General features: G+C 59.9%; 23 protein-coding genes and 1 tRNA gene. 10 read left to right on the forward strand and 14 right to left on the reverse strand.

Annotation, left to right across the window (positions count from 1 at the left end; genetic code table 11):
• Positions 1-218 precede the first annotated feature (218 nt).
• The 3 genes from ODQ19_RS10155 to ODQ19_RS10165 are packed head-to-tail and all read left to right on the forward strand — an operon-like array spanning position 219 to position 3,634.
• On the forward strand, positions 219-1,514 hold the full coding sequence (locus tag ODQ19_RS10155; protein WP_003187792.1) for a murein hydrolase activator EnvC family protein: 1,296 nt from the start codon (positions 219-221) through the stop codon (positions 1,512-1,514).
• Between the two features lie 30 nt (positions 1,515-1,544).
• On the forward strand, positions 1,545-2,858 hold the full coding sequence (locus tag ODQ19_RS10160; RefSeq protein WP_020302395.1) for a S41 family peptidase: 1,314 nt from the start codon (positions 1,545-1,547) through the stop codon (positions 2,856-2,858).
• 2 nt (positions 2,859-2,860) lie between these two features.
• Positions 2,861-3,634, forward strand: a complete 774-nt coding sequence (locus tag ODQ19_RS10165) for a divergent polysaccharide deacetylase family protein (protein ID WP_330209947.1) — start codon at positions 2,861-2,863, stop codon at positions 3,632-3,634.
• Between the two features lie 105 nt (positions 3,635-3,739).
• On the opposite strand, the gene ODQ19_RS10170 is transcribed toward ODQ19_RS10165, so the two are convergent.
• From ODQ19_RS10170 to ODQ19_RS10200, 7 genes are all read right to left on the reverse strand, one after another.
• Positions 3,740-4,495 (reverse strand): substrate-binding periplasmic protein, encoded by a 756-nt coding sequence (locus tag ODQ19_RS10170; protein WP_330209948.1) that lies wholly within the window; start codon positions 4,493-4,495, stop codon positions 3,740-3,742.
• A 66-nt stretch (positions 4,496-4,561) separates the two neighbouring features.
• A complete protein-coding gene (gene hisF, locus ODQ19_RS10175; RefSeq protein ID WP_003171107.1) occupies positions 4,562-5,332 on the reverse strand; it encodes an imidazole glycerol phosphate synthase subunit HisF in 771 nt (256 codons plus the stop codon).
• A gap of 9 nt (positions 5,333-5,341) precedes the next feature.
• Positions 5,342-6,079: a 1-(5-phosphoribosyl)-5-[(5-phosphoribosylamino)methylideneamino]imidazole-4-carboxamide isomerase gene (hisA, locus tag ODQ19_RS10180; protein WP_330209949.1), complete on the reverse strand. Its 738-nt coding sequence runs from the start codon at positions 6,077-6,079 to the stop codon at positions 5,342-5,344.
• A gap of 39 nt (positions 6,080-6,118) precedes the next feature.
• On the reverse strand, positions 6,119-6,376 hold the full coding sequence (locus ODQ19_RS10185) for a DUF2164 domain-containing protein (protein ID WP_032894032.1): 258 nt from the start codon (positions 6,374-6,376) through the stop codon (positions 6,119-6,121).
• The gene (hisH, locus tag ODQ19_RS10190) at positions 6,377-7,015 is read right to left on the reverse strand and encodes an imidazole glycerol phosphate synthase subunit HisH (RefSeq protein ID WP_330209950.1); all 639 of its coding nucleotides are present in this window, start codon (positions 7,013-7,015) and stop codon (positions 6,377-6,379) included. It abuts the gene before it with no gap.
• A complete protein-coding gene (gene hisB / locus ODQ19_RS10195) occupies positions 7,015-7,611 on the reverse strand; it encodes an imidazoleglycerol-phosphate dehydratase HisB (RefSeq protein ID WP_003187781.1) in 597 nt (198 codons plus the stop codon). Before hisB ends, hisH begins: the two co-directional genes overlap by 1 nt.
• Before the next feature lie 225 nt (positions 7,612-7,836).
• Entirely contained in the window at positions 7,837-9,498 is a 1,662-nt protein-coding gene (locus tag ODQ19_RS10200) for an OFA family MFS transporter (RefSeq protein WP_005783912.1), read from the reverse strand.
• Between the two features lie 326 nt (positions 9,499-9,824).
• Here ODQ19_RS10200 and ODQ19_RS10205 point away from each other — a divergent pair, with 326 nt between their 5' ends.
• The 4 genes from ODQ19_RS10205 (at position 9,825) to ODQ19_RS10220 (ending at position 13,553) form a co-directional block, all read left to right on the forward strand.
• Positions 9,825-12,041, forward strand: a complete 2,217-nt coding sequence (locus ODQ19_RS10205; RefSeq protein ID WP_330209951.1) for an AsmA family protein — start codon at positions 9,825-9,827, stop codon at positions 12,039-12,041.
• A complete protein-coding gene (mutY, locus tag ODQ19_RS10210; protein ID WP_116665965.1) occupies positions 12,038-13,105 on the forward strand; it encodes an A/G-specific adenine glycosylase in 1,068 nt (355 codons plus the stop codon). The genes ODQ19_RS10205 and mutY overlap by 4 nt, the downstream gene beginning before the upstream one ends.
• A complete protein-coding gene (locus ODQ19_RS10215) occupies positions 13,102-13,374 on the forward strand; it encodes an oxidative damage protection protein (protein ID WP_330209952.1) in 273 nt (90 codons plus the stop codon). The genes mutY and ODQ19_RS10215 overlap by 4 nt, the downstream gene beginning before the upstream one ends.
• A 103-nt stretch (positions 13,375-13,477) precedes the next feature.
• A tRNA-Phe gene (locus ODQ19_RS10220) sits at positions 13,478-13,553 on the forward strand.
• A gap of 128 nt (positions 13,554-13,681) precedes the next feature.
• Here the strand turns inward: ODQ19_RS10220 and ODQ19_RS10225 are convergent.
• From ODQ19_RS10225 to ODQ19_RS10240, 4 genes are read right to left on the reverse strand one after another with little or no spacing between them, the layout of a single operon-like run.
• On the reverse strand, positions 13,682-15,409 hold the full coding sequence (locus ODQ19_RS10225) for an FAD/NAD(P)-binding protein (protein WP_330209953.1): 1,728 nt from the start codon (positions 15,407-15,409) through the stop codon (positions 13,682-13,684).
• 56 nt (positions 15,410-15,465) lie between these two features.
• Positions 15,466-17,127: an acyl CoA:acetate/3-ketoacid CoA transferase gene (locus ODQ19_RS10230; protein WP_330209954.1), complete on the reverse strand. Its 1,662-nt coding sequence runs from the start codon at positions 17,125-17,127 to the stop codon at positions 15,466-15,468.
• Positions 17,124-17,507 (reverse strand): cupin domain-containing protein, encoded by a 384-nt coding sequence (locus tag ODQ19_RS10235; protein ID WP_056782652.1) that lies wholly within the window; start codon positions 17,505-17,507, stop codon positions 17,124-17,126. Before ODQ19_RS10235 ends, ODQ19_RS10230 begins: the two co-directional genes overlap by 4 nt.
• A gap of 58 nt (positions 17,508-17,565) precedes the next feature.
• On the reverse strand, positions 17,566-18,462 hold the full coding sequence (locus tag ODQ19_RS10240) for a DMT family transporter (protein WP_116668616.1): 897 nt from the start codon (positions 18,460-18,462) through the stop codon (positions 17,566-17,568).
• 101 nt (positions 18,463-18,563) lie between these two features.
• Between ODQ19_RS10240 and ODQ19_RS10245 the strand changes: the two genes are divergently transcribed.
• Together ODQ19_RS10245 and ODQ19_RS10250 are read left to right on the forward strand one after the other, a co-directional pair.
• Positions 18,564-19,502, forward strand: coding sequence for a LysR family transcriptional regulator (locus tag ODQ19_RS10245; RefSeq protein WP_116668615.1), 939 nt, complete (start codon positions 18,564-18,566; stop codon positions 19,500-19,502).
• Between the two features lie 163 nt (positions 19,503-19,665).
• Positions 19,666-20,337, forward strand: a complete 672-nt coding sequence (locus tag ODQ19_RS10250) for a hypothetical protein (RefSeq protein WP_330209955.1) — start codon at positions 19,666-19,668, stop codon at positions 20,335-20,337.
• A gap of 39 nt (positions 20,338-20,376) precedes the next feature.
• Here the strand turns inward: ODQ19_RS10250 and ODQ19_RS10255 are convergent, their stop codons facing one another.
• Both ODQ19_RS10255 and ODQ19_RS10260 read right to left on the reverse strand, forming a co-directional pair.
• Positions 20,377-21,984: an ArnT family glycosyltransferase gene (locus ODQ19_RS10255; protein WP_330209956.1), complete on the reverse strand. Its 1,608-nt coding sequence runs from the start codon at positions 21,982-21,984 to the stop codon at positions 20,377-20,379.
• Positions 21,985-22,071: 87 nt separating this feature from the next.
• The gene (locus ODQ19_RS10260; RefSeq protein WP_330209957.1) at positions 22,072-23,037 is read right to left on the reverse strand and encodes an arsenic resistance protein; all 966 of its coding nucleotides are present in this window, start codon (positions 23,035-23,037) and stop codon (positions 22,072-22,074) included.
• 158 nt (positions 23,038-23,195) lie between these two features.
• On the opposite strand from ODQ19_RS10260, the gene ODQ19_RS10265 reads away from it, so the two are divergent.
• Entirely contained in the window at positions 23,196-23,609 is a 414-nt protein-coding gene (locus tag ODQ19_RS10265; protein WP_330209958.1) for a hypothetical protein, read from the forward strand.
• 118 nt (positions 23,610-23,727) lie between these two features.
• Here ODQ19_RS10265 and gabP read toward each other — a convergent pair whose 3' ends face one another.
• The gene (gene gabP, locus ODQ19_RS10270; RefSeq protein ID WP_116668611.1) at positions 23,728-25,119 is read right to left on the reverse strand and encodes a GABA permease; all 1,392 of its coding nucleotides are present in this window, start codon (positions 25,117-25,119) and stop codon (positions 23,728-23,730) included.
• Positions 25,120-25,268: the final 149 nt, after the last annotated feature.

Below are 25,268 nucleotides of genomic sequence, written 5' to 3' on the forward strand. Positions count from 1 at the left end.
GCGAATGCGGTAGTTCAGTCAATATCTTCAGCGACTGACACACCGTATTCGCGAGCAAGCCCGCTCCCACATTGGTTTTGTGGTGTTTAGTAGATGTCTTTTCGCCATACCATCGCCACTCGGCACCTATCTTGCCCGCCAGCCCCAATTGGGCGTTTTTTTTGCAGCGCTTGGCGGGCATACTAGGCCGTCCTTTTCCCCTGGTGTCGCCCGCCTCTATGCTTCGCGCCTTGATCACCCTTGCTCTTGTCTGCCTGCTCCAACCGGCGTTTGCCGATGAGCGCGCACAAACCCAACAACAGTTGGACGCTACGCGTCAGGACATTACCGAGCTGAAAAAACTGCTCGGCAAGCTCCAGGAAGAAAAATCCGGGGTGCAGAAAGACCTGCGCGGCACGGAAACCGAGATGGGCAAGCTGGAGAAGCAGGTCCAGGAGCTGCAAAAAGAACTAAAGAAGAGCGAGTCGGAACTGGAGCGACTCGACGCTGAGAAAAAAAAACTCCAGAGCGCACGCGTTGAACAGCAACGCCTGATCGCGATCCAGGCCCGTGCCGCGTACCAGAGCGGCCGTCAGGAGTACCTCAAGCTGCTGCTCAACCAGCAGAACCCGGAAAAATTCGCCCGTACCCTCACCTATTACGATTACCTGAGCCAGGCGCGCCTGGCGCAATTGAAGGGGTTTAACGAAACCCTGCGCCAATTGGCCAATGTCGAACAGGAAATCGCCGACCAGCAATCGCAGCTGCTCGACCAGAAAACCGCCCTCGACACCCAGCGCGACCAGCTCGATAAAGTACGCAAAGAACGCCAGCAGGCCCTGGCCAAGCTCAACAGCGACGTAAAAGCCCGCGACGCCAAGCTGCAGGCCCGCGAGCAAGACCAGGCCGACCTGGCCAAAGTCCTCAAGACCATCGAAGAAACTCTGGCCCGCCAGGCACGCGAGGCCGAAGAAGCGCGGCAAAAAGCGCTGATCGCCCAGCAGGAAGCCGAAAAAAAGCGTCAGCGTGAGGCCGAACTGGCTGCCACCACCGACGCTCCGGCCCCGCGCAAACCCGCACGCGCAGCCCCTGGCCCGCTGGTTTCCAGCAGCGGCGAGTCCTTCGGTGGCCCTTTTGCTTCAGCGCGCGGCAAACTTCCATGGCCGGTTGATGGTCGATTACTGGCACGCTTTGGGGAAACCCGTGGCGATGACACCCGCGCCAAGTGGGATGGCGTGATGATCAGCGCCTCTGCCGGCAGCCAGGTCCACGCCGTGCATGGTGGGCGCGTGGTGTTCGCCGATTGGTTGCGGGGCGCCGGCTTGCTGGTGATTCTTGACCACGGTAATGGCTATTTGAGCCTTTACGGCCACAATCAGACATTACTCAAGTCGGCAGGTGATGTTGTAAAAGCCGGTGAATCCATCTCCACTGTCGGTAACAGTGGTGGCCAGGACACCCCGGCGCTGTACTTCGCTATTCGTCAGCAGGGCCGCCCGAGCGACCCTGCACAATGGTGCCGGTCCCAAGGATAGGGTCGCATCTACACTAGGAGTTCGTTCGACATGTTGCATTTGTCCCGCCTCACTTCGCTGGCCCTGACGATCGCCCTGGTGATCGGCGCGCCTCTGGCTTTTGCCGACCAGGCCGCACCGGCTGCACCTGCCATGGCCGCGACGACCAAGGCGCCGTTGCCGCTGGATGAGCTGCGCACCTTTGCCGAGGTCATGGACCGGATCAAGGCAGCGTATGTCGAACCCGTAGACGACAAGGCCCTGCTGGAAAATGCCATCAAGGGCATGCTCAGCAACCTCGACCCGCACTCCGCCTACCTGGGCCCGGAAGATTTCGCCGAGCTGCAGGAAAGCACCAGCGGTGAGTTCGGCGGCCTGGGCATCGAAGTGGGCTCCGAAGACGGCCAGATCAAAGTGGTCTCGCCCATCGACGACACCCCGGCGTCCAAAGCCGGTATCCAGGCCGGTGACCTGATCGTGAAGATCAACGGCCAGCCGACCCGTGGCCAGACCATGACCGAAGCCGTCGACAAGATGCGCGGAAAGCTCGGCCAGAAGATCACCCTGACCCTGGTACGCGACGGCGGCAACCCGTTTGACGTGACCCTGGCCCGTGCGACCATCACGGTCAAGAGCGTGAAAAGCCAGCTGCTGGAGTCGGGCTACGGCTACATCCGTATCACCCAGTTCCAGGTCAAGACCGGCGACGAAGTGGCCAAGGCCCTGGCCAAGCTGCGCAAAGACAACGGCAAGAAGCTCAACGGCATCGTGCTTGACCTGCGCAACAACCCAGGCGGCGTGTTGCAGTCGGCGGTCGAGGTGGTCGACCACTTCGTCACCAAAGGCCTGATCGTCTACACCAAGGGCCGTATCGCCAACTCCGAGTTGCGCTTCTCGGCCACCGGCAATGACCTCAGCGAGAACGTACCGTTGGCGGTACTGATCAACGGTGGCAGCGCCTCGGCTTCGGAAATCGTCGCCGGCGCCCTGCAAGACCTCAAGCGCGGCGTGCTGATGGGCACCACCAGCTTCGGCAAAGGCTCGGTGCAGACCGTATTGCCGCTGAACAACGAGCGTGCACTGAAGATCACCACCGCGCTGTATTACACGCCCAACGGCCGCTCGATCCAGGCCCAGGGCATTGTGCCGGACATCGAAGTACGCCGCGCCAAGATCACCAACGAGATCGATGGCGAATACTACAAAGAGGCCGACCTGCAAGGTCACTTGGGCAATGGCAACGGCGGCGCCGACCAGCCAACCGGCAGCCGCGCCAAGGCCAAGCCGATGCCGCAGGACGATGACTACCAACTGGCCCAGGCACTCAGCCTGCTCAAGGGCTTGAGCATCACCCGCAGCCGTTGATCATGCGCCTTGCCCTGATCATCGCTGTGCTGTGCAGCCTGGCAGGGGTCGCTCAAGCGGCCCCTGCCAGCGAACCGCATAAAGCCTACCTGACGCTGATCATCGACGACCTGGGGCAAAACCTGCCTAGGGATCGTCGCGTGCTCGCGCTACCCGGCCCGGTGACTACCGCCATCATGCCGGACACGCCCCACGCCGCCGAATTCGCCCGTGAGGCCCACAAAGCTGGCAAGATCGTGATCCTGCACATGCCCATGGACCCGGCCACCGGCCCATTCGCCTGGCACCCGGAGCTGTCCATCGAAGAACTGGGCAAGCGCCTGGACGCCGCGTTCGATGCCGTGCCCTACACCGCAGGCATCAACAACCACATGGGCAGCCGCATGACCGCGCAGCCCCAGGCGATGGCGTGGTTGATGGCCGAGCTGCAACGGCGCCACAAGTTCTTCGTGGACAGCCGCACCAGCGCGCAGACCGTTGCCGCCGCCGAGGCGCAGAAGATCGGCCTGGCGCATGTTTCGCGGGATGTGTTCCTTGATGACGAACGCACCGAGGCAGCGATCACCACGCAACTGCAAACCGCAATCAAGCTGGCGCACAAGCAGGGCTCAGCGGTGATGATCGGGCACCCTTACCCGCAGACCCTGGCGGTGCTGGAGCGCGAATTGCCCAAGCTCAAGGCCCAGGGCGTGGAGTGGATCAATATCAAGTTGATGATCAGCGTGCGCAGTAACCGGGCGATGGCTGGGCATGGCAAGAACGGCATCTACCGCTGACGCGTCCCCCTGTAGGAGCGAGCTCGCTCGCGAAAAACTTGAAGCCGCCGCGCGCCCCCTGGATACCCGCGTCATCGTTGACGTCCTTCGCGAGCAAGCTCGCTCCTACAGGTAGTTGGCCATGATCTGGTCGATACGGCCTTCTTCGCGCAACTGGTCCAGCGCGGCCTGGAGCCTGGCCACCCATTCATCCGGCACGTCCTTGTTCAACGCCAGGTAAAGCTGCGCACTGTTGAAGCGCAATACCGTCTTGAGCCCGTTCACCCCCACCTGCCGCGCCAGGTAACGCCCAGCAGGATCGCCGGTGGCCCACAGGTCGATCTGGCCTTCCATGAGCTTTTGCGCATTGTCCTGGTCACGCAGGGCGACCATCGGCTTTAGCCCCTGCTTGTCGAGGCTTTCGGCAATGGCGTCGCCTTTGTAGGCGCCAATCTTGTAGCGGCGCGCCTGCTCCAGGCTTTGCAGCTCGATCTTGCTGTCGGCCTTGGCCAGCAGCACCCAATCGTCCGGGCCGATGGGGCCGACCCATTTGAACAGGGCTTCACGGTCTGGCAGACGCGCCATCACAAACACGCCGTAACCGGGTTTTTCCAGGGCGAGCTTGTAGATTCGTTCCCACGGGAAGCGCAGGGTCAGGTTGTAGGAAATGCCGGCACGCCGGAAGGTTTCGCGCATGATGTCTACGGCGATGCCTTCGATGTTCTCGTCCTTGGCGAAGTTCTTGCCGTTTTTCGCCATGTTGTAGGGCGGGAAATTTTCCGTCAGCAACACCAGGGAGGCGTCAGACGGTTGTTCGGCATGTGCCGTAGCCACCATGAACATGGAGGAACTGGCGAGGGCGAGCAGCAGGTGTTTGAACATGAAGGCTACCGGAATCCATGGCAAGCGCAGAGAGTGCCGCGAGCCTGCCATGGTGTCCAGCAGCGTTTAGCGCACGACGATACCGCGCGCCGCCATGTAGGCCTTGGCCTCGGGCACGGTGTATTCACCAAAGTGGAAAATACTCGCCGCCAGCACCGCGCTGGCATGGCCTTCGATAACACCGTCGGCCAAATGCTGCAGGTTGCCGACGCCACCGGAAGCGATCACCGGAATGCCCAGTGCATCGCTGATGGCGCGCGTCACGCCCAGGTCGAAGCCGTTTTTCATGCCGTCCTGGTCCATGCTGGTCAGCAGGATTTCACCGGCGCCCAGGCCTTCCATCTTCATCGCCCACTCCACCGCGTCCAGCCCGGTAGGTTTGCGCCCGCCGTGGGTGAAGATCTCCCAGCGCGGGGTTTCGCCCGGGCCGGACACCTTCTTGGCGTCGATAGCCACCACGATGCATTGCGAGCCGAAGTGCTGCGCGGCTTCGCCGACAAACTCGGGATTGAACACCGCGGCGGTGTTGATCGAGACCTTGTCTGCACCGGCATTGAGCAGGTTGCGGATGTCTTGCACGGTGCGCACGCCACCACCCACGGTCAGTGGGATAAACACCTGGCTGGCCATACGCTCGACGGTATGCAGCGTGGTATCGCGGCCATCGACGCTGGCGGTGATGTCGAGAAAGGTAATCTCGTCGGCACCTTGCTCATCGTAGCGACGGGCAATTTCCACCGGGTCGCCGGCGTCACGGATGTTCTCGAACTTGACGCCCTTGACCACGCGACCGTTGTCGACGTCCAGGCAAGGGATGATGCGTTTGGCCAGCGCCATGGTCAGTCCTCAGCCGTTGTAGGCGTCGCAGTAAGCCTGAGCTTCGGCGACGTCCAGGGTGCCTTCATAGATCGCACGGCCGGTGATGGCGCCGATAATGCCGGGCGCCTTGGCGTCCAGCAGCGACTTGATGTCACCCAGGTTGTGAATGCCGCCGGAAGCGATCACCGGAATCTTGGTGGCCGCTGCCAGGGCTGAGGTGAAGGGTACGTTGCAGCCCTGCATCATGCCGTCTTTGGCGATGTCGGTATAAACGATGGCGGACACGCCGTCGGCTTCGAACTGCTTGGCCAGGTCGATCACCTGCACGGTGCTGATCTCAGCCCAGCCATCGGTAGCGACGAAACCATCTTTGGCATCCAGGCCTACGATCACTTTGCCCGGGAAAGCGCGGCAGGCTTCGGCAACGAAGGCTGGATCTTTCACGGCCTTGGTGCCGATGATCACGTAGCTCACGCCCGCCTTGACGTAGTGCTCGATGGTCTCCAGGGAGCGGATACCGCCGCCGATCTGGATCGGCAGGTTCGGGTAGCGCTTGGCGATGGCAGTGACCACCTCGCCATTGACCGGCTGGCCTTCGAAGGCGCCGTTCAGGTCCACCAGATGCAGACGACGGCAGCCCCCTTCTACCCATTTGGCAGCCATGCTCACCGGGTCATCGGAGAACACCGTGGAATCTTCCATGCGGCCTTGGCGCAGGCGGACACAAGCGCCGTCCTTGAGATCGATAGCGGGGATAATCAGCATCTGGCAAACCTTATTCGATATTCAGCAATGCTTGGGAAATCAGGGTTTCTCAAGCGACCACAAGTCGCTTTCGATGCTTTCGAACCTTTCTTTAAGGAGCGTCTGCGTGTCGAAAATCGCCCTGTTGTAATAATGCGGCGCCACTTCGGTGGTGAACAACTCAAGAATTTCGGCAACCTCGAACGAGCCCAGCTTGAGCTCGAAGCGGTCCTCCATGAAACGCTTGATCTTGTCGGTAGCCTCACGCTCCTGCTCGGGCGCGAGGTTCAAGATCGGCGGCTTCGGTTTCCTGGCCATTTACCAGCGACCATCCCATGCGGCGAAGTTCTGCAGCAATTGCAGGCCATGGGTATGGCTCTTCTCCGGGTGAAACTGCACGGCAAAGCGCGAACCATCGGCCAGCGCGGCGGCAAAATCGACGCCGTAATGCCCGCCACCCACCACCTGGCGCGGGTTACCGGCAGCGATGTAATAGCTGTGCACGAAGTAGAAACGCGCCATGTCCGGAATGTCGTGCCACAGCGGGTGGTCGACGGTGCGGCGCACCTCGTTCCAGCCCATGTGCGGGACTTTCAAATGCTCGCCATCTTCATGCAGGTCTTTGCCGAAGAACTTCACCTGGCCCGGAAACAAACCGATGCAGTCGACACCGCCGTTCTCTTCACTGCTGTCGAGCAAGGCTTGCATGCCCACGCAGATACCGAGGAAGGGGCGGTCCTGGCTGACCTCGCGCACCAGGCTGTCAAAACCCAGGCGGCGGATCTCGGCCATGCAATCGCGAATCGCGCCAACGCCGGGGAACACCACGCGGTCGGCTTCGCGAATCACGCTGGCATCGCTGGTGATCAGCACCTTGCCGGCACCTACATGCTCAAGGGCCTTGGCCACCGAGTGCAGGTTACCCATGCCGTAATCGATAACCGCGACCGTCTGCATTACAGGACGCCCTTGGTCGACGGCATTTGCCCGCCCATGCGCTCATCGACTTCGACGGCCATGCGCAGTGCGCGGCCGAAAGCCTTGAACACGGTTTCGATCTGGTGGTGAGTGTTGGTGCCGCGCAGGTTGTCGATGTGCAGGCTGACCAGTGCGTGGTTGACAAAGCCCTGGAAGAATTCCTGGAACAGGTCGACGTCAAAGCCACGGCCCACGTTCGCGCGGGTGTAGGGCACGTGCATCTGCAAACCCGGGCGACCGGAGAAGTCGATGACCACACGGGACAGCGCTTCATCCAATGGGACATAGGCATGGCCGTAGCGACGGATGCCTTTTTTGTCGCCGATGGCCTTGGCAAACGCCTGGCCGAGGGTGATGCCCACGTCTTCCACCATGTGGTGGTCGTCGATATGCAGGTCGCCTTTGCCGACGATATCCAGGTCGATCAGCCCGTGACGGGCGATCTGGTCCAGCATGTGCTCAAGAAAAGGTACACCGATATCAAATCGGGCCTTTCCGGTGCCATCCAGGTTGATCGAGGCTTTGATCTGGGTTTCCAGAGTGTCGCGCTCGACAGATGCCTTACGTTCGGCCATCACCAGCTCCGCAAAATCATTGGGCGAAAAAGGCAGCCATTATAGGGGCGCAGGCGCTAAACAGAAACAACGAAGGGGATAAGACTGATGGAGTGTCGGGGATAGACATGTGCATACAACTGTGGGAGCGGGCTTGCTCGCGAAGGCGGAGTGTCAGTCACTGAAGAGGTTGACTGTTATGCCGTCTTCGCGAGCAAGCCCGCTCCCACAAGGGTAATGCGGTGTTTAGTGGAACAGTACTGCCGTCTTCTGCAGGGTCACCCACACACCCCACGCCAACGGAATGCCCACCACCAGCCACGCGGCAATCGCCAGCGGCTTGCTGGCGGCGGAGGCCTTCCATTCCAGCACGGTGCTCGCATCAGCACCTTTGTCATGGCCCAGCGCCTGTTCGGCGGCCAGTTCCGCATCGGTCATGAAGTACTTGTCGGCCACCGGGCGTACCAGCAGGTTGCAGATGAAACCCAGCACCAGCAGGCCGGCAAGGATGTACAAGGTGATGTCATATGCCGCGGCGCGCTCAACGCCGATGCTCAACTGGTACTCACGCAGGTAGTTCACCAGCACCGGGCCCAGTACGCCCGCAGCAGCCCAGGCGGTCAGCAGGCGACCGTGAATAGCACCGACCATCTGGGTACCGAACAAGTCGGCCAGGTAAGCCGGGACCGTCGCAAAACCACCGCCGTACATCGACAGGATGATGCAGAACGCCGCCACAAACAGCGCCACGTTGCCCAGATGCCCCAGGTTCGGGATCAGCGCATACAGGGCAAAGCCCAGGGCGAAGAACACGAAGTAGGTGTTTTTACGCCCCAGGTAGTCAGAGAACGAGGCCCAGAAGAACCGACCACCGATGTTGAACAAGCTCAACAGGCCGGTAAAACCAGCGGCAATGGCTGCAATGGAGGCCAGTTGACCAGCATCCAGTTGACCAAATGGCACATCAACACCCAGCAACTTGCCGCCGAACACTTCCTGCAGCAGCGGCGAGGCCATGCCCAGGATGCCGATACCGGCCGACACGTTCAGGCACAGCACCAGCCATACCAGGCGGAACTGCGGGGTTTTCCAGGCGACATTCACATGCACATGGCGGTGAGTGATCATCGCATTGCTGGCTTTTTTCGCCGGAGCGGTCCAACCCTCAGGCTTCCAGCCAGTCGGCGGGACGCGATACAGCAGTGCGCCACCGATCATGAACACGAAGTAAATCGCCGCCATGACCACAAAGCTCTGCCATACACCTACGCTGGTCGGCGAAGAGAAATGGCCCATCAGTGCCGCAGCCAGAGGCGCACCCACCATCGCGCCGCCGCCGAAGCCCATGATCGCCATGCCGGTTGCCATGCCGCGCTTGTCCGGGAACCACTTGATCAAGGTCGAAACGGGCGAGATATAGCCCAGGCCCAGGCCAATACCGCCAATGACCCCGGAGCCGATCCACATCAGCCAGATCTGGTGGGTATAGATACCCAGGGCCGAGATCAACAGGCCACCACACCAGCACAGTGCCGAGACAACCCCGGCCTTGCGTGGCCCGGCGTGTTCCAGCCAGCCACCCCAGATCGCTGCGGAGCAGCCCAGGAAGATGAAGAACAGGGTGTAGATCCAGCCCAGCATGGAGATGGGCCAGTCACATTGGGACGAGAAGACTTGGGCGATAAAGCTCATGTCCGGCGCGCAGGCCACCGGCGCGGTGATGCCCAGCGCCTTGGACAATGGCAGCCAGAACACCGAGAAGCCGTAGGCCATGCCGATGCACAGGTGGATGGCCAGGGCGGCCGGTGGAACCAGCCAGCGGTTGAAGCCCGGCTTGGCGATGATGCGTTCCTTGGACAGGAACGCAGGCTGTGCGGCGGCAGTGCCGGCCACAGTGCTAGTGCTCATTGGTGTTTCCCCCAGTTATTGGTATGCGTCCGTCAGGCGCTCTCTCCCTCGGCCTTGCACGCAAAGCGTGGCCGTTTTGTTGAGTGAAGCTCCCTTTTAGGCGCGACGTTAAGTCGCAGAAGGCGGACGAACGTGCAGAGATTAGCACCAGTGGATGACAGAAAAATCAAACTGCCACTACCTTTTTTGGATTATCTGTACTTTTCTGACGTCAAAATCCTATTTCCGCACCCATGGATACAATGTAACGATCCGTGAACTGACGCGGGCCGTCGGGCGTTATACTCTGCGGCTACATTTTGAAATCGACATACAAGGACTCGCCCATGAAAGCGTTCGGCAAAATCCTGGGTCTGGTACTTCTCGGGCTGTTGCTGATCATTGTGGCGCTCGGCTTTGCCCTGACCCACCTTTTCGATCCCAACGACTACAAAGAAGAAATTCGCCAGATAGCCCGCGACAAGGCCCACATCGAGCTGACGCTCAATGGCGATATCGGCTGGAGCCTGTTCCCGTGGCTGGGCCTGGAGCTTCATGAAGCCAGCGTCGCGACCCTGACCGCACCGACTCAACCGTTTGCCGACTTGCAGATGCTCGGCCTGTCGGTGCGCGTACTGCCGCTGCTGCGCCGCGAAGTGCAGATGAGCGATGTGCGTGTCGAAGGCCTGAACCTGCGCCTGAACCGCGATAAGCAGGGCCATGGCAACTGGGAAGACATCGGCAAGAACCTGCCCGACGAAACCACAGGCACCCCCGCTCCCGCGCCGGTCGAACCCGTGGCTGAAACCAAGCCGGAAAAGCCACCGCAGCCGATCCGCCTGGATATCGACAGCCTGACCATCAACAACGCCCGCGTCGAATACACCGATGAACAGACCGGAAAGCAGCTGAGTGCCGAAAGCATCCAGCTGAGTGCCGGCGCCATCCACGAAGGCGCCAGCATCCCGCTGAAACTCACGGCGTTCCTGGGCAGCAACCAGCCGCTGATGCGGGTCAAGACTGAGCTGAACGGCAACTTGCGCATCCAGCGTGCGCTCAAGCGTTATCAGTTCGAAGACATGCGCTTGAGTGGCGAGGCCACCGGTGAGCCGTTGCAAGGCAAGACCGTGAGCTTCTCCACCCAGGGCCAACTGCTGGTGGACCTGGCGGCCAACGTCGCCGAATGGACCAACCTGAAACTGGCGGCCAACCAACTGCGCGCCTTGGGCGAACTGAAGGCCAATGACCTGGACAAGACCCCGCAGATCAGCGGCGCCCTGTCGGTTGCCCAGTTTGACCTGGCCAAGTTTCTTGAGAGCATCGGGCACCCACTGCCTGCCATGGCCCCAGGCAGCCTGAGCAAGGTCGAGCTGGTGAGCCGCCTCAAGGGCACGCCCACCAGCGTTGCCCTGGAAGACTTGAACCTGAAGCTCGATGGCAGCACCTTCACCGGCCGCGTCGCCGTGGATGATTTCGCCAAGCAGTCCCTGCGTGTGCAGCTCAAGGGCGATACCTTCAATGCCGACAATTACCTGCCGGCCAAATCCGAAGCCGCCAAAGGTGCAACCGCTGCACGCCAGGCCGAAGTACAGAGCAGCGAAGCCGGCGCCATGGCCGCAGGCGGCAACACGCCATTGCCGGAGGCGCCGACCAAAGGTGCCTGGAGCAATGACAAACTGCTGCCGCTGACCCGCCTGCGCAGCCTGGACGTGAATGCAGACCTGGCCTTTGGCGAGTTGACCCTGAGCCAGTTGCCCATTCAGAACGCGGTGCTTAAAGCCTCCGGCATTGACGGGCAACTCAAGCTCGACACCCTTAGCGGCGGTCTCTACAACGGCACGTTCCAGGCCAACGGCACACTCGACGTGCGCCAGGACACGCCAGTGCTGGCCCTGCAAAGCCACATCAAGCAGGTGCCCGTTGAGCGCATCCTGCAGGCCCAAGGGAAAAACCCGCCGGTCAAAGGCCAGCTCACCCTCGACAGTAACCTCACCGGCCGCGGCAACAGCCAGAAGGCCCTGATCGACAGCCTCAACGGTACCGCCAGCCTCCTGATCAACAACGGCGTGTTGCTCAATGCCAACATCGAACAGCAACTGTGTACCGGCATCGCCCTGCTCAACCGCAAGACCCTGAGCACCACGCCAGGCGGCAAGGACACACCGTTCCAGGAACTGCGCGGCAACCTCACGTTCCGTAACGGCGTGGCCAGTAACCCCGACCTGAAAGTGCGCATCCCTGGCCTGACGCTCAACGGCAACGGTGATGTGGATTTACGTGTGCTGGGCATGGACTATCGCGTGGGCATCATCGTCGAAGGCGACAAGCGCGAGGTGCCGGACCCCGCCTGCCAGGTCGGCGCCAACTTCCAGGGCATTGAGGTACCGCTGCGCTGCCGTGGCCCGCTTGAGCTGGGCGCCAAGGCCTGCCGCCTGGACAAGGACGGCCTGGGCCAGGTCGCCCTCAAGGCGGCCGGCAATCGCCTCAACGAGAAGCTGGAAGAAAAGCTCGACAAGGTTAACCCCAAGCTCAAAGACGCATTGAAAGGCCTGTTCAACCGATGAGAAACGAGCAGTTTTCACAAGCGGTACTGGACTGGTACGACCGCCATGGCCGCCACGACCTGCCCTGGCAACAGGGCATCACCCCTTACCGGGTGTGGGTGTCGGAGATCATGCTGCAACAGACCCAGGTCAGCACCGTGCTCAACTACTTCGACCGCTTCATGGCCTCCCTGCCAACCGTCGAAGCCTTGGCCGCCGCGCCGGAAGATGAAGTGCTGCACCTGTGGACGGGCCTGGGCTACTACACCCGGGCGCGCAACCTGCAGAAGACCGCCAAGATCGTGGTGGCCGAACACGGCGGCGAATTCCCCCGCGACGTGGAAAAGCTCACCGAGCTGCCGGGCATCGGCCTGTCCACCGCTGGCGCGATTGCCAGCCTGAGCATGGGCCTGCGCGCGCCGATCCTCGACGGCAACGTCAAACGCGTGCTGGCGCGCTTTACCGCCCAAGAGGGCTACCCGGGCGAACCCAAGGTGGCCAAGCAGTTGTGGGCCACCGCAGAGCGCTTCACGCCCTTTGAGCGCGTCAACGCCTACACCCAGGCCATGATGGACATGGGCGCCACCCTGTGCACCCGCAGCAAACCCAGTTGCCTGCTGTGCCCGCTGGAAAAAGGCTGCGAAGCCCACATGCTCGGCCTGGAAACACGCTACCCGATCCCCAAGCCGCGCAAGACCATTCCGCAAAAGCGCACGCTGATGCCGATGCTGGCGAACGCCGAGGGCGCGATCCTGCTTTACCGTCGCCCGTCTACGGGCTTGTGGGGCGGCTTGTGGAGCTTGCCGGAGCTGGACGACCTGCAAGACCTGGATCACCTCGCCAACCAGCACGCGCTGGCGCTGGGCAAGCATCAGGAACTGCCAGGGCTGGTCCACACCTTCAGCCACTTCCAGCTGGCCATCGAACCCTGGCTGGTCCAGGTCGAGGAAACCGCCCATCACGTGGCCGAGGCCGACTGGCTCTGGTATAACCTCGCCACCCCGCCGCGCCTGGGCCTTGCTGCCCCGGTGAAAAAACTGCTGAAGCGCGCGGCCGACGTATTGAACGCAGGAGTTTCGTCATGACCCGCACCATCATGTGCCGCAAGTACAAAGAAGAACTGCCAGCCCTGGAACGCCCTCCGTACCCAGGTGCCAAGGGCCAGGACATCTACGACCACGTCTCCGCCAAAGCCTGGGGCGACTGGTTGAAACACCAGACCCTGCTGATCAACGAAAAGCGCCTGAACATGATGAATGCCGAAGACCGTAGATACCTGGCCGGCGAAATGGACAAGTTCTTTTCCGGCGAGGAATACGCCCAGGCTGAAGGCTACGTCCCACCTGCTCAATAATTGATCAAAAACCGGGGTCTGCACGTAAGCGACGGTAATAATTAAATATTTTTTGAAAACTTGCTTGACGACCCCCTGAAAAACCCGTTTAATGCGCCCCGTTGCCCAGATAGCTCAGTCGGTAGAGCAGGGGATTGAAAATCCCCGTGTCGGCGGTTCGATTCCGTCTCTGGGCACCAAAATACCGAAAAACCCCAAGGAAGCAGTTCCTTGGGGTTTTTTATTGCCTGCGATTCAACCGGCTTCAGGTCCCGAAGCCGAAACGATCTGCGCGGGCCTAATTTAAATGGCCAGGCTCAGAACGCCCTCAGACCAGCTGAGTCGTCGGCGATGCCAGCTCCCCTCGCACGGGTACCCCCAGCACGCTTGCGTTCCCCTGAGCAGCCTTCAGGCCGTAGCGTCTACTCTGCCTGGTGCTCGCCGAAGCGGAGGCCGTGCGACCTCTTCGAGTGACAGAGCGACGACGAGGTACTCGCGCCGAAGGCAACGCCGTGTGAGAGGTGCTGCCTGACAATACGCTGAGCGCATCTTCGACCTGACGCCGGGCCAACCTGACATTGACGTCCATCGCATTCGTCCAGAAGTACGTGCCGGTGGCCAGGCTGCCAAGTACCGAGACATGCGGCCAGGCCTCACCGGCTGCACCCACCAACCTTCCTGTCTCGAAGTCCAACTCAAAGCCGCCGAACTCATTGGGCTTGGCCAACTTGCGACGGAGCAAATTCACCACGAGCGGCACGTCAGAGTGTTCCACCTGAACGGAGTACCCGGTGGCGTTAATGACATATTCACTTTCGATGACGGTACGAAATGCACTGCGACGGTCGTCAATGCGCGTCTCAAAGACCTTTGAAGCCTCGTTGTAAGTGACCTGGCTGACGCCGCCGAGCACCAGTATGCGGTCAGCCTTCAGCAACGCCTGCAACTTGTGGGCGTTTTTGACCGGCACCGAGACGCGGTAAGAAGACCAAAGACTGCCGAATGTCGTCTGGAATACCTGCTTGTCGTCGCGGGACAGACGGTGCCAGACGTAGTCGATAATGGAGTTGGTCGAGTAAATGACCGACTGCCACAGGCGCTCGGCATTGTCTGCCTGCATGATCTCAGACGTTATGTAGTCCAACACACCGGCGCCCGAATTCAAGATGCGCTTCAAGTCCAAGGCGTCACCGGTAACCTCCTCGATCTCACGCAGCAACATCGTAAAAACGTCATGCAGCTTGAGCTGACCACCATTTACACCACAGAAGTTATCGATGTGGGCTCGGGTCAGATGAGTCAGCGTATGAGGCCGATTAAAGGTGCCGCGCACACTGGGCAGGCGGCCGGTGCGCGATGCCATGACAATTTTCCCCTGGTGCCCGGCTTCCGTCAGTGAGAGCACCGTGTCAATGGCCGACAGCCCGGTCCCTAGCACACACACCGATGCGTTGGCCGGTATGTTGCGTACCATGTCCCGTGTCGGGTATGGGGTGCGCACGAAGCCAGCCACATCATTGAGCTGAGTAAACCGCGTGGATGGCAGGTTTCCCATGCTGAGCACAACCCGATCCGCCACGTAAGCCACGCCGCTCTCGGTATCAATACAAGGGCGCTGGTCGGACAGCGATATCAGGTCTGTGACCGTTGAAGTCACTGCCGTGACTTTAATGCCATGGGCGCGGGCCAAGGCCATCGTCTGCTCATACTGATGCGCCAGGTATCTGCCGAACAGGCTGCGTGGCAGGAAGGCGTGATCGTCGATGACTGTTTGCGGAAAATCGACCGCCTGATCAGCGCCATGCTCTTCCAGCCAGCGGATAAAGTGCCGCTTATCGCCTGCCACCGCAGACATAGCGTCGGCTCGCGTATTGAGCAAGTTGCACTCGAAGTCGGCTTGATACGCATAACCGGGCCCAGACGTTTTCTGTGACTCAAAGATCAGCACATCCAAATGACGGCTAAGTCCCTGACGAACAGCTTCATTAATGAGTTGCGTAAAATACGCGACGCCAACAGAACCACCGCCCACTATGGCAATTGTTATTTTTTTCATGGTGTTTTCCAAAACGCGTAGTGCGAAGAATGAAGAGCCATCAATGAAATGATGAGTTAGTCACGCGAACGCCAGTACTTGTCCGTTACAGAGAGCGGCTGATGGAGAAAAATCGACGCGGGCATCAACTCCACGTGGTCAGCCACGATGATATCGGCCGTACTGCGAGCCAGAATATCGCGCTCAATGTCGATACCCGGCGCAACTTCCTTGAGTATCAAGCGGCCGTCCTTCAATACGAGCACAGCCCGTTCGGTGATGAAGAGAATCGGGCAGTTGCGCGATTGGGCATGTGCGGCATTGAAGCTCATGTGCTCAACGACCTGGATAAACTTGGTGATATCCCCTTCACGCTCAATGCTTAACTGCCCGGATTCAAACCCCAGCTCCAGACCACCGGCCGTGAAGGTTCCACAAAACACCACGCGCTTGGCGCTTTGCGAAATGTTGATAAAACCACCGACACCGTTGAGCCGCCCGCCGAATCGACTGATGTTGACGTTGCCACGGCTGTCGGCCTGACCAAACCCGAGGAATGCCAGATCGATTCCGCCACCGTCGTAGAAGTCGAACTGGCTGGCTTGATCAAGGATCGCTTGAGGGTTGCTCGAAGCGCCGAATGACAGCCCGCGCGCAGGCGTCCCGCCGATAACCCCTGACTCGACAGTAAGCACATGGGCGGAGCAGCGCTCCTCGCTCGCGACCCTTGCAATGTACTCCGGGGTGCCAATACCCAGGTTAACGATCGGCGCGTTGTACCGGGCTATTTCATACAAGGCTCGGCGCGCGACGATTTTTTTGGCACACAGCGGTAACGGCGTGACGGCGGTATCAGAGCGTGACCGCCCGGTATAGGTGTTGTTTCTGACCTCACCGTAGGTTTGCCAATGCGTGTCTGGGGTGGATAAAACCAGATAATCCACAAAGATCCCCGGAATACGGATGGTCTGAGGGTCAAGCGAATTGCGGTCGACCAACTCCATCACTTGCACGATGACGATACCGCCGCAATTGTGAACGGCCTGCGCCTGGGCGAGGCTGTCCTGAAAGTTGGCTTCGTCCTCCATGCTGATATTGCCGTCGACATCCGCCCGACTTCCGCGCAAAAAGGCAACATTGATGGGCATCGCCGGATAAAAAAGCTCCTCACGGCCACCGATATTTACCACTGAGATCAGATCCTCAGTCGTAGCCGGGCCGACTTTTCCCCCCTCCTGCCTGGGGTCGATGAAGGTGTGCAAGCCGATCCCTGAGAGCACCCCACTTTTGCCCCCGGCGATTGAGCGGAACAAGTGGCTTATCACGCCCTGAGGCCAGTTGTGCGCTTCGATTTCACCACGCAGTGCCATCTGGCCTATCGACGGCGCAAGCGCCCAGTAGCCTCCGATCACCTTTTTCAGCAGGCCTTTGACAGCCAATTGATTGAGCCCACGGCTGGCCTTGTCACCCTGCCCGGCCGCAAAAACCAGGGTCAGGTCAGATGGCTGTGCGGTAGCGGCAAAGCGCGCCGCCAGTGCTTCGGTGAGCAAGTCAGGGTGCCCGCAACTGCCAAACCCCCCAGTGGTGATCGTGCAATTATCGGGTACCAGGGCGGCCGCCTGGCTGGCGGTGATGACGCGCTTTGGCTCCATCACGTAATCACTGCCGAACGAGGCCGCTGCGAGCGCCGCCCCCGGGGCAGCCTGGATGCTGAAGCCGCTATTGAGGGCGCCCATCATGGCTGCGCCTGCGCCAGGGAAACGGTCTGCACGGGCTTTTCCCACACCACCAGGAAGGTGCAGCCTTCATCGCTCCACAGCGCATGCTCACTGTCAGGCGGGCAGACTTCAAGCGTGCCTGCTGGGTGTGCACCGGCATCGTTATGCAGCACGCCATCGAGCACGAAAATCAGTTCGTAGCCAGGATGAAGGTGGCGCTGGGTACGAGCACCAGGCTGATAACGCACCAGGGCCGCTGATGGACCATCCACCTCGGGCCCCTGGTACAAATGCACGATATCGGTTTTGGTTCGGCCATTGGCGGTATAGGGCACCCACGGCAAGGCTTCTTTGCTGCGTACTGCGTTGAGTACATCTTTAAGGATTTGTCCGGTATGCATGATACTTCCTTGTTCGCTGGATAAAGAGGCGTTAGATAGGGATGGTTGAACGCTGAGCTCATTTCTTGACATGGGTGCACGCATAAACAGCCAGTGCGGTAATCGCAAAACCCACTGCGTTAATTGCACTGAACGATTCACCGAGGAATACAAAGCCCATTAATGCTGTTACTGCGGGAATAAGATGGAACAGCCCTGCTACTTTGCTCGCCTCGCCTTTGCGCATGAGAATGTAGAGGATGCTGATAGCGCCAATAGAGTTGACCAGTGACAACCAACCGGACGCGAAGATCATCGTTGGGGTCCACTGAACCGCGAGGTTTTCAAAGTGGTCGGCGAGAAAGAACATCACGAAAGAGGCCGTGGCCAACTGAATAAAACCGCCCGTGCGCAAGTCCATGCCGGTGCAGTACTTCTTCTGATACAGGCTGCCGGCCGTGATACCAACCAGTGCCAGAACGACGCACAAGTAACCTGTCAGGCTGGCCGTTGCAGTTGCACCGAGCTGTTCATAGACCACCAGGGCGACACCGAACAATCCGCCAACCAAGCCGAGCCACTCAACACGACTGACCTTTTCGTTAAGAAACCGGGTGGCGCCCAACGCGGTAAACACCGGCATCGTGCCGACAATCAGCGCGGCCACAGCAGCCGACACGCCCAGATCCAGCCCCATGTACAGGCCAGCAAACTGAAGCGCCTGGATCAAGATACCCACCACGACCAGATGGCCGAACTGAGCGCGGGTTTTCGGCCACGGTGCTTTAGTCGCAAGCGCCACGCCCAGCAGGATCAGCGCTGCACTGGCAAAGCGAATGAAGATCAGGGTGTAGGGCCCGACAAAGGGGAGTGCCACTTTGCCAACGACATAACCTGAACTCCACATGACGATGAAGAGCAAAGGCAGTAGAGTGGCGGGCAGGGCAATATTGAAACTTCTGGTCAGGGCTTTCATGAATCCTCCAAGGTTTAACCGCTAGAGAATTCAAAGTATTTAACCCGCCCGACGCGCACAATACGGCCAAAAAGAACAAGCCTGTGTCCTCTGGAGAAACAATGGAATCTTTCTCAGATAATATTTCGGATGTCTTTGTTTTCGTTAAAGTTGTCGAACTGAAAAGTTTCTCCAAAGCGGCCCGTTTCTTCGGTTCGACCACGTCAACCGTCAGTAAACAAATGCGCAGGCTTGAGGAAACGCTCGGTGCCAAGTTGTTAAATCGCACCACGCGAAGCCTCGCGCTCACAGAAGCTGGAGAACTTGCCTATCAGCACGGTGTTCGGATTACCGAGGAAACCAGCGCATTACTCAACTCTGTCGAAAGCTTGCAATCAGCACCCCGAGGGCACCTTCGGGTCACCACATCGGTTGCCTTTGGCAACCTCCACTTGAGCAACTTGGTTGGGCAATTCCTCAACGCCTACCCCGACATCAGCGTCACGCTCTCCTTGAGCGACCGCTATGTGGATATTGTCGAAGAGGGGTTCGATATTGCGATACGCCTGACCAGTACGCCCGTGGACAGTTTTATAGCGCGACGCTTGGCCAAACTCGATTACGTGTTATGTGCAACACCTGGCTATTTAAGCAGCCACTCCCCCATCACCACCCTCGGTGATTTGGCCGCACATAACTGCTTGATCAATGGCCTGGCGCGGGATGCATCCTGGCGTTTTCTTCGCGACGGGGAAGTGACCGAAGTCCGTGTATCAGGGCGTTTCTGCGTCAACAGCAGTGAGTCGGTGAGGCAGGCAGTGATGGAAGGTGTGGGCATAGGCTTGCTGCCCACGTTCTCCATCGCCGACGATTTGCGCAAGGGCAGCCTCAGCGTGATTTTGCCCAAGTACATTGCAGAGGGTACGTTCGGCGACAGCATTCATGCGATTTTCTTGCCGAGCAAGTTTGCCGTGCCCAAGTTGCGGGTCTTTGTGGACTTCCTGATCGAGAAATTCGAAGACGGTGGCGGATGGTTGCCAGCCCCGCAGAAGGCTGAATAACCACGGGTGCCATGACGACCAAGACCGCTGCCCTGTATCCTTAGTGGCCTAGTGCCTGCGATTGGCAGAGGGAAGCCATCAGGCTTTTATCACCCGAGCAGGTTATTTTTCTCTGGGCTCAATCGTTCAGCCTTTACCCAAATCTCAGTTGTAAGGTTTTTTCATGACCCGCTTCTTGCTTTGCACCCTATTCATACTGACCGCCCTGCTCAGTGGGTGTGCCACGCAGTTGGACGTAGCAATCAACGCAACGCCTGATCCCGACTACCACTTTGACCGCCAGGCAACCGTGCTGGTGACCTCCACTGGCGGCAGCGATGAAAACTCGCTCAATGCCCGCTACTACCTGCGCGACATGGTCCGCGCCATGCAGGACCAGGGCTTTCGCAATGTCTATACCGACACTACCCTGCCCAAGAACCATGCACCGATCAAAATGACCGTCACCCTGGATGTCGACAGCAAGCAGGTGACATATCGCTACACCGCCACCGAGTACGGGCAAGTGGCAAACAGCACCACTACCCAATGCAAGAAGAACAAGAAAAAGACCGACCAACTGACCTGCACCAGCACCCCAAACACTTCCTACGGCCCGGTAGGGACCTCGGAGCGCACCGGCTACACCACGCTCACCACCTTCCGGGTCACCGCTCGTGATGAAGTGAGCAGGCGTGCGGTCTACCTGCTACGGGCGTCGTCCTATAACGACGACTGCCAAGCCGCCAAGGTCGAAGCCTTCCTGGTACAGCAGGGTTTGCAGAACCTGAATTTCCAGGACCGCGTGCAGCGCAATTACACGGTCACGATGCCTGAAAGCTTCCGTTGCAAATAATCAGCTGCTCGGCAGGCCCTTTTTGGCTCAAGGGCCTCCTTACCTGAGCAAAAACACCATCAGCGGGTTGTCATTCAAGCGCCCCTGATAGCTCGGCGCCAGGTGCTCCACCGGCGACCCCTTCAACAGCGCAGTCTCCTTGCGCGACACAATCACCCAGGCGGGCCGGGGCAACGCCGCCAATTTCTCAAGCTCGTGACGCCCGACAAACAGCGGCTGTTCATCGTGATCCAGGTTCATCATGTAGCGCACCGCCCAGGTATCCCGGGCCAGGTCGACAAACACCAAAGGGCCCGGCTGCGCCTCACGCAACGCCTCCACCTGGCTGACAAACCGCCGGGTGTCGAATTGCAGGTCCTTGGCCGGCTCTATCACCGTCACCAGCAACAGCCATTGCGCCGCCAGGGCGATCAGACTGAGCCACACCAACCGCCATGCTCGCTGCCAGGCAATCAACGCGGCGGCTTGCAGCACCACCAACGCACCGATCATCAACGGCAAGGAAATCTCCGGCCAGTAGCCCTGCTTGTGCCAGGCGTATCGACACACAAACAACACAATCACGCACAACGTCGGCAGCGCCGCGACCAGCCATTCGTAGCCACGGCGCACGCCCACCAGCCAGCCTTGCGCATGAAGCAGCCCATAGGCAGCGACAGCCGCAAACATCGGCACCATCGGCAGAATGTAATAAGCGCGCTTGAAGTGCGGTACCGACAGGCCGAGCAGAATCATCAAGCCGCAGCCCCCGAACCGCACCAGCAATTGCAGGTGCTCATTGCCCCAACGCTCGGGCCAGCGATGGCGCAACGCAAACAGGCTCGCAAATGCCAGCGGTACCACCGGGAAGTAGCGGTACAAGCTCAGTTGGAAGTAAAAGTAAAACGGCTCACCCGACTCATCCAGACGCCCACCGACCTGCATCTTGAAGACTTCATCGGCAAACGCATCGCCACCACTGAACCGCGCAAGCTTCATCAGAAGCCACCAGCACGCGGCGAGCAACACCAAGCCGATAACGCCGTGGATCAACACCTGTCGGACACGCTCCCCCGGCTTGCCCAACGCCCAATACACACACACCACCGCGCAGACCTCAATCAACCCCAGCGGCCCACGTATCGCAAACCCGAGAATGAACAACGGGAACACCGCCAGTTGCCTCAGCCGCGACCCCAGGCGTTCGCCGGTGTGCAGCAGGTAGAAACTGCCCACGCATAACAATGCAACCATCTGGTCCAGGCACACCGACCGCGACTTTTCGAGCAACTGGGCGGTGAGCAGCGTGAGCAACACCGTCAGCAGCGACCAGGCACGGCTGTAGGGTGCCAGCAGGCGATACATCAGCGCGATCACTCCCGCCGACGCGAGCGCCGTGGGCAGCACATTCGCCAAGTGGTTCGGCGCGTCGAACAAGCGGGCGAATAGATAACTGAAGAAGGTCGCGGTGCCTGGGTAATCCGCATAGGGCCGGCCGTAGGTGGTAGGGAAAAGACTCGCGCCATGGCGATACATTTCCTGCAGGAACAGCGCCCACCGCCCGTCAAAACCCTGGGGCTGCTGATCCCAGATGCCCACTGTGAACAACAAGAGAGCGACCAGGAAAATACCCAGTGACTCCAGGCGAAAACGGTTGTGCTGATCCATCGGGTAACCTGTCAGGTGAGAAGCGCTGGCGTATGGTGCCGAACGCGCCCCTGAATGGCGCCTGAACAGACCTGAACATTCACGCGGTTACCGACTGGTGGGCCACACCACTGCCGGGATCAGGCGAACGTAGAGCAATTCGGCAACCAGTTCGATCAGGGTCTGCAGGATCACCACCGTTGCGGCCAAGCCGCGCACGTCTTCCGGTAAGGCCAGCGCCAATGGCAAAACCACCAGCGAGTTACGGGTCGACGCACTGAACGTCACCGCCCGCGCCGTCGGCGCTGGCAGTTCGAAAAGCCGCGCGGCCACGATGCCCATCCACGGCGCCAGCAACACAAAGGCCACGTAGACCGGAATGACAGGCAGCAACAAATTGAAATCCCGCACCACCGCAGTGATGTGCGAAGCGAGCACTACAAACAGCACCAACGCCATCGCCGGCACCGGCAACCACGCCCAAGCACTGTTCCAATGACTGATGGCGCTCGACCGCCGCGCAAGAGCGCTGGTCACAACCGCCAGAAGCATCGGCACCACAATCAACCCCACGAACGCCTCGACAAACGGCCCCGCCGCCACCACCACGCTGGATTGCTCGCCCAACATCAGCCCCAGGTAGACCGGCAACAGCAGCAGTTGCAGCAACAGCAGCAGCGGGGTTGCCGCCAGCATCGACCGCGAGTCGCCCTTGCCGATATGGGTAAACACCACCACGTAGTCGATACAGGGCGTCAGCAACACCAGCAGAGCGCCCACCAGCAACGCCGGGCGTTCCACCAGGCCGCGGGTCAACCCCCACACCAGCAAAGGCACCAGGATGAAATTGGCCAGCAGCAAGGCCGCCATGAAGCGCTTGTTGCTCAAGCCTTGGCGCAGCTCAAGAAAGGGGATCTGCAAAAACATCGCGTACATCAGCACGGCGATGGCAGGGGTCACCCAAAGGCTAAGGCCCTGCGCCGACAAGGGCCAGAGCAGGCCAAACGTGACGGCCGCAAAGACGGCAACGAAGTAGATCGGGACCTGATGGTGTTCCAGGGTGTCGCGGGTCATGGGCGGGCTCTGCTGGATCAATAGACTGTCAGCCTAAGTACCCACGCAGAGAAGGTCGAGCACTACAACAATCATTGCCGTCCGAGAAACCCTTGGGATTTACCCCAACCTGCGCTTCAATACACCCTCTAGACCCAGACCCCAAGGACGTTGAGCCCATGGCCTCGCCAAACAAGCAGCAAAAACGCGCCCACCGGGCAAAAGCCAAGGCCAAGCAAAACCGCACCCAGCGCGCCGTGGCGCACAAGCCGGATGCTTTTGCTGGCGACGACAGCCGCATCGACCTTGAGTCGGTGGATTTGACTGAACTGTTCGTCGAAATGCGTACCGCCGGCGAGATCAGCCAGCAGGCGCTGTGTGCGGTGTTCCTGGCGCATCCGTTGCTGGCGTTGGTGCTGGAGCAGGAAGGCGAAGAGGAAGCGACCGACTTTATCCTGGCGGCGCTGATCGAGTATCGGCAGTGGGCGACGGACAGCGATGATGAAGCCGCCGCATTGGCGTGGATCGAGTCGTCGCAGTTCCAGGCCGATTACGTGGCGGCGTCCCAGGCGCTGGCCAACGCCCCCGACTGACACCAAACAAACTGTGGGAGCGGGCTTGCTCGCGAATGCATTCTGACAGTCACTCAATTATTGACTGGTCTAGCGCATTCGCGAGCAAGCCCGCTCCCACAGTTTGAATAGCGGCGTATCAGTTAAGTGCCGCAGCGCCCACTCTTTGGGCCTTGCGACGGCTCGCCACCACCAACCCCGCCAACACCACCAGCAAGCTCAGAACCCCGGTGGCAATGATCTCGACCCGATGCGCTTCCTGGAACAGCATGATGGTCAACGTACCGACGATAAACACCATCACCGCGTACGTCAGGCCTGGGAACAGCCACATCTTGAAGACGATCTTCTCACCCGCTGCCGTACGCTTCTGGCGCATGCGCAGTTGCGACACGGCAATCACCAGGTACACCAGCAACGCGATGGCGCCGGAGCTGGCCAGCAGGAATTCGAACACCGCCGCCGGGGCGACATAGTTGGCGAATACCGCCAGGAACGCAGCGCCGGTGGACAGCAACACCGCCCAGTAAGGTGTGCCGCTCTTGTTGGTACGCTTGGCCACGGCCGGTGCGTCACCGCGACGGCCCAGGGAGAACAGCATGCGCGACGCGGTGTACAGCGCTGAGTTGAGGCAACTGGTCACGGCAACCAGCACCACCAGGTCGACAATCAGCTTGGCGTTCGGAATGCCCATGCGTTCCAGCACAGTCTGGTAGGAACCTACGGCAGCCAGGGTCGGATCGTTCCAAGGCACCAAGGACACCACGATGAAGATCGACAACAGGTAGAACAAACCAATCCGCCAGATCACCGAGTTGGTGGCCTTGGTGATTTGCTGGCCCGGGTTCTTCGATTCGGCTGCGGCGATGGTGACAATCTCGGTGCCCATGAACGAGAACATGGTGGTCAGGATCGCCGCCAATACGGCGCCCATGCCGTTGGGCATGAACCCTTGGGTATCGAACAGGTGCGAAACACCGCTGACCTGGCTGGTGGGCAAGAAGCCGAAGATCGCGGCCAGGCCGAGGATCACAAAGCCTACGATCGCCACAACCTTGATCAGCGCAAACCAGAACTCGAACTCGCCGTAGTTCTTCACGCTGAACAAGTTGGTTGCGGTGAGCAGCAAGGTAATGACCAGGGTGAACGCCCAGATCGCCACGTCGGGGAACCAGGCGTGCAGGATGGTTGCCGCCGCGTTGGCTTCCAGCGGAATCACCAGCACCCAGAACCACCAGTAGAGCCAGCCTATGGTGAAACCGGCCCAATGGCCGATTGCCCGGTCGGCATAGGTAGAGAACGAACCGGTATCCGGTGACGCAACGGCCATCTCGGCCAGCATGCGCATCACCAAGACCACCAGCGTACCGGCGGCAGCATAGGCCAACAGTACAGCCGGGCCGGCAGCAGCGATCGCATGGCCGGAGCCGACAAACAAACCGGCGCCGATGACCCCGGCAATCGACAGCATAGTGACGTGACGCGGTTTGAGCCCCTGTTCGAGGTCATTGGAGCTTTGCGTACTACTCATTGACACACCTTTGCGAGGAATTGCGAAAACGGTTCGCCCGGCCTGCAGCCTTTCTCGTGAAAAGAATCCAACAGGGCGTTCTTTATTTTTTACGCAAGATTTGCGCCAAAATATTTCAGAGCCACAGTTGACGGGGGCTGTAGGACAAT

The sequence above is a fragment of the Pseudomonas sp. AM4(2022) genome (genome assembly GCF_036346515.1).
Taxonomy (GTDB): Bacteria; Pseudomonadota; Gammaproteobacteria; order Pseudomonadales; family Pseudomonadaceae; genus Aquipseudomonas; species Aquipseudomonas paracarnis.

What these genes read in the sequence shown, in the direction of transcription:
- ODQ19_RS10155 (WP_003187792.1), top strand. Translation starts at nt 219, where the DNA reads ATGCTTCGCGCCTTGATCACCCTTGCTCTTGTCTGCCTGCTCCAACCG.
- ODQ19_RS10160 (WP_020302395.1), top strand. Translation starts at nt 1,545, where the DNA reads ATGTTGCATTTGTCCCGCCTCACTTCGCTGGCCCTGACGATCGCCCTG.
- ODQ19_RS10165 (WP_330209947.1), top strand. Translation starts at nt 2,861, where the DNA reads ATGCGCCTTGCCCTGATCATCGCTGTGCTGTGCAGCCTGGCAGGGGTC.
- ODQ19_RS10170 (WP_330209948.1), bottom strand. Translation starts at nt 4,495, where the DNA reads ATGTTCAAACACCTGCTGCTCGCCCTCGCCAGTTCCTCCATGTTCATG.
- hisF (WP_003171107.1), bottom strand. Translation starts at nt 5,332, where the DNA reads ATGGCGCTGGCCAAACGCATCATCCCTTGCCTGGACGTCGACAACGGT.
- hisA (WP_330209949.1), bottom strand. Translation starts at nt 6,079, where the DNA reads ATGCTGATTATCCCCGCTATCGATCTCAAGGACGGCGCTTGTGTCCGC.
- ODQ19_RS10185 (WP_032894032.1), bottom strand. Translation starts at nt 6,376, where the DNA reads ATGGCCAGGAAACCGAAGCCGCCGATCTTGAACCTCGCGCCCGAGCAG.
- hisH (WP_330209950.1), bottom strand. Translation starts at nt 7,015, where the DNA reads ATGCAGACGGTCGCGGTTATCGATTACGGCATGGGTAACCTGCACTCG.
- hisB (WP_003187781.1), bottom strand. Translation starts at nt 7,611, where the DNA reads ATGGCCGAACGTAAGGCATCTGTCGAGCGCGACACTCTGGAAACCCAG.
- ODQ19_RS10200 (WP_005783912.1), bottom strand. Translation starts at nt 9,498, where the DNA reads ATGAGCACTAGCACTGTGGCCGGCACTGCCGCCGCACAGCCTGCGTTC.
- ODQ19_RS10205 (WP_330209951.1), top strand. Translation starts at nt 9,825, where the DNA reads ATGAAAGCGTTCGGCAAAATCCTGGGTCTGGTACTTCTCGGGCTGTTG.
- mutY (WP_116665965.1), top strand. Translation starts at nt 12,038, where the DNA reads ATGAGAAACGAGCAGTTTTCACAAGCGGTACTGGACTGGTACGACCGC.
- ODQ19_RS10215 (WP_330209952.1), top strand. Translation starts at nt 13,102, where the DNA reads ATGACCCGCACCATCATGTGCCGCAAGTACAAAGAAGAACTGCCAGCC.
- ODQ19_RS10225 (WP_330209953.1), bottom strand. Translation starts at nt 15,409, where the DNA reads ATGAAAAAAATAACAATTGCCATAGTGGGCGGTGGTTCTGTTGGCGTC.
- ODQ19_RS10230 (WP_330209954.1), bottom strand. Translation starts at nt 17,127, where the DNA reads ATGATGGGCGCCCTCAATAGCGGCTTCAGCATCCAGGCTGCCCCGGGG.
- ODQ19_RS10235 (WP_056782652.1), bottom strand. Translation starts at nt 17,507, where the DNA reads ATGCATACCGGACAAATCCTTAAAGATGTACTCAACGCAGTACGCAGC.
- ODQ19_RS10240 (WP_116668616.1), bottom strand. Translation starts at nt 18,462, where the DNA reads ATGAAAGCCCTGACCAGAAGTTTCAATATTGCCCTGCCCGCCACTCTA.
- ODQ19_RS10245 (WP_116668615.1), top strand. Translation starts at nt 18,564, where the DNA reads ATGGAATCTTTCTCAGATAATATTTCGGATGTCTTTGTTTTCGTTAAA.
- ODQ19_RS10250 (WP_330209955.1), top strand. Translation starts at nt 19,666, where the DNA reads ATGACCCGCTTCTTGCTTTGCACCCTATTCATACTGACCGCCCTGCTC.
- ODQ19_RS10255 (WP_330209956.1), bottom strand. Translation starts at nt 21,984, where the DNA reads ATGGATCAGCACAACCGTTTTCGCCTGGAGTCACTGGGTATTTTCCTG.
- ODQ19_RS10260 (WP_330209957.1), bottom strand. Translation starts at nt 23,037, where the DNA reads ATGACCCGCGACACCCTGGAACACCATCAGGTCCCGATCTACTTCGTT.
- ODQ19_RS10265 (WP_330209958.1), top strand. Translation starts at nt 23,196, where the DNA reads ATGGCCTCGCCAAACAAGCAGCAAAAACGCGCCCACCGGGCAAAAGCC.
- gabP (WP_116668611.1), bottom strand. Translation starts at nt 25,119, where the DNA reads ATGAGTAGTACGCAAAGCTCCAATGACCTCGAACAGGGGCTCAAACCG.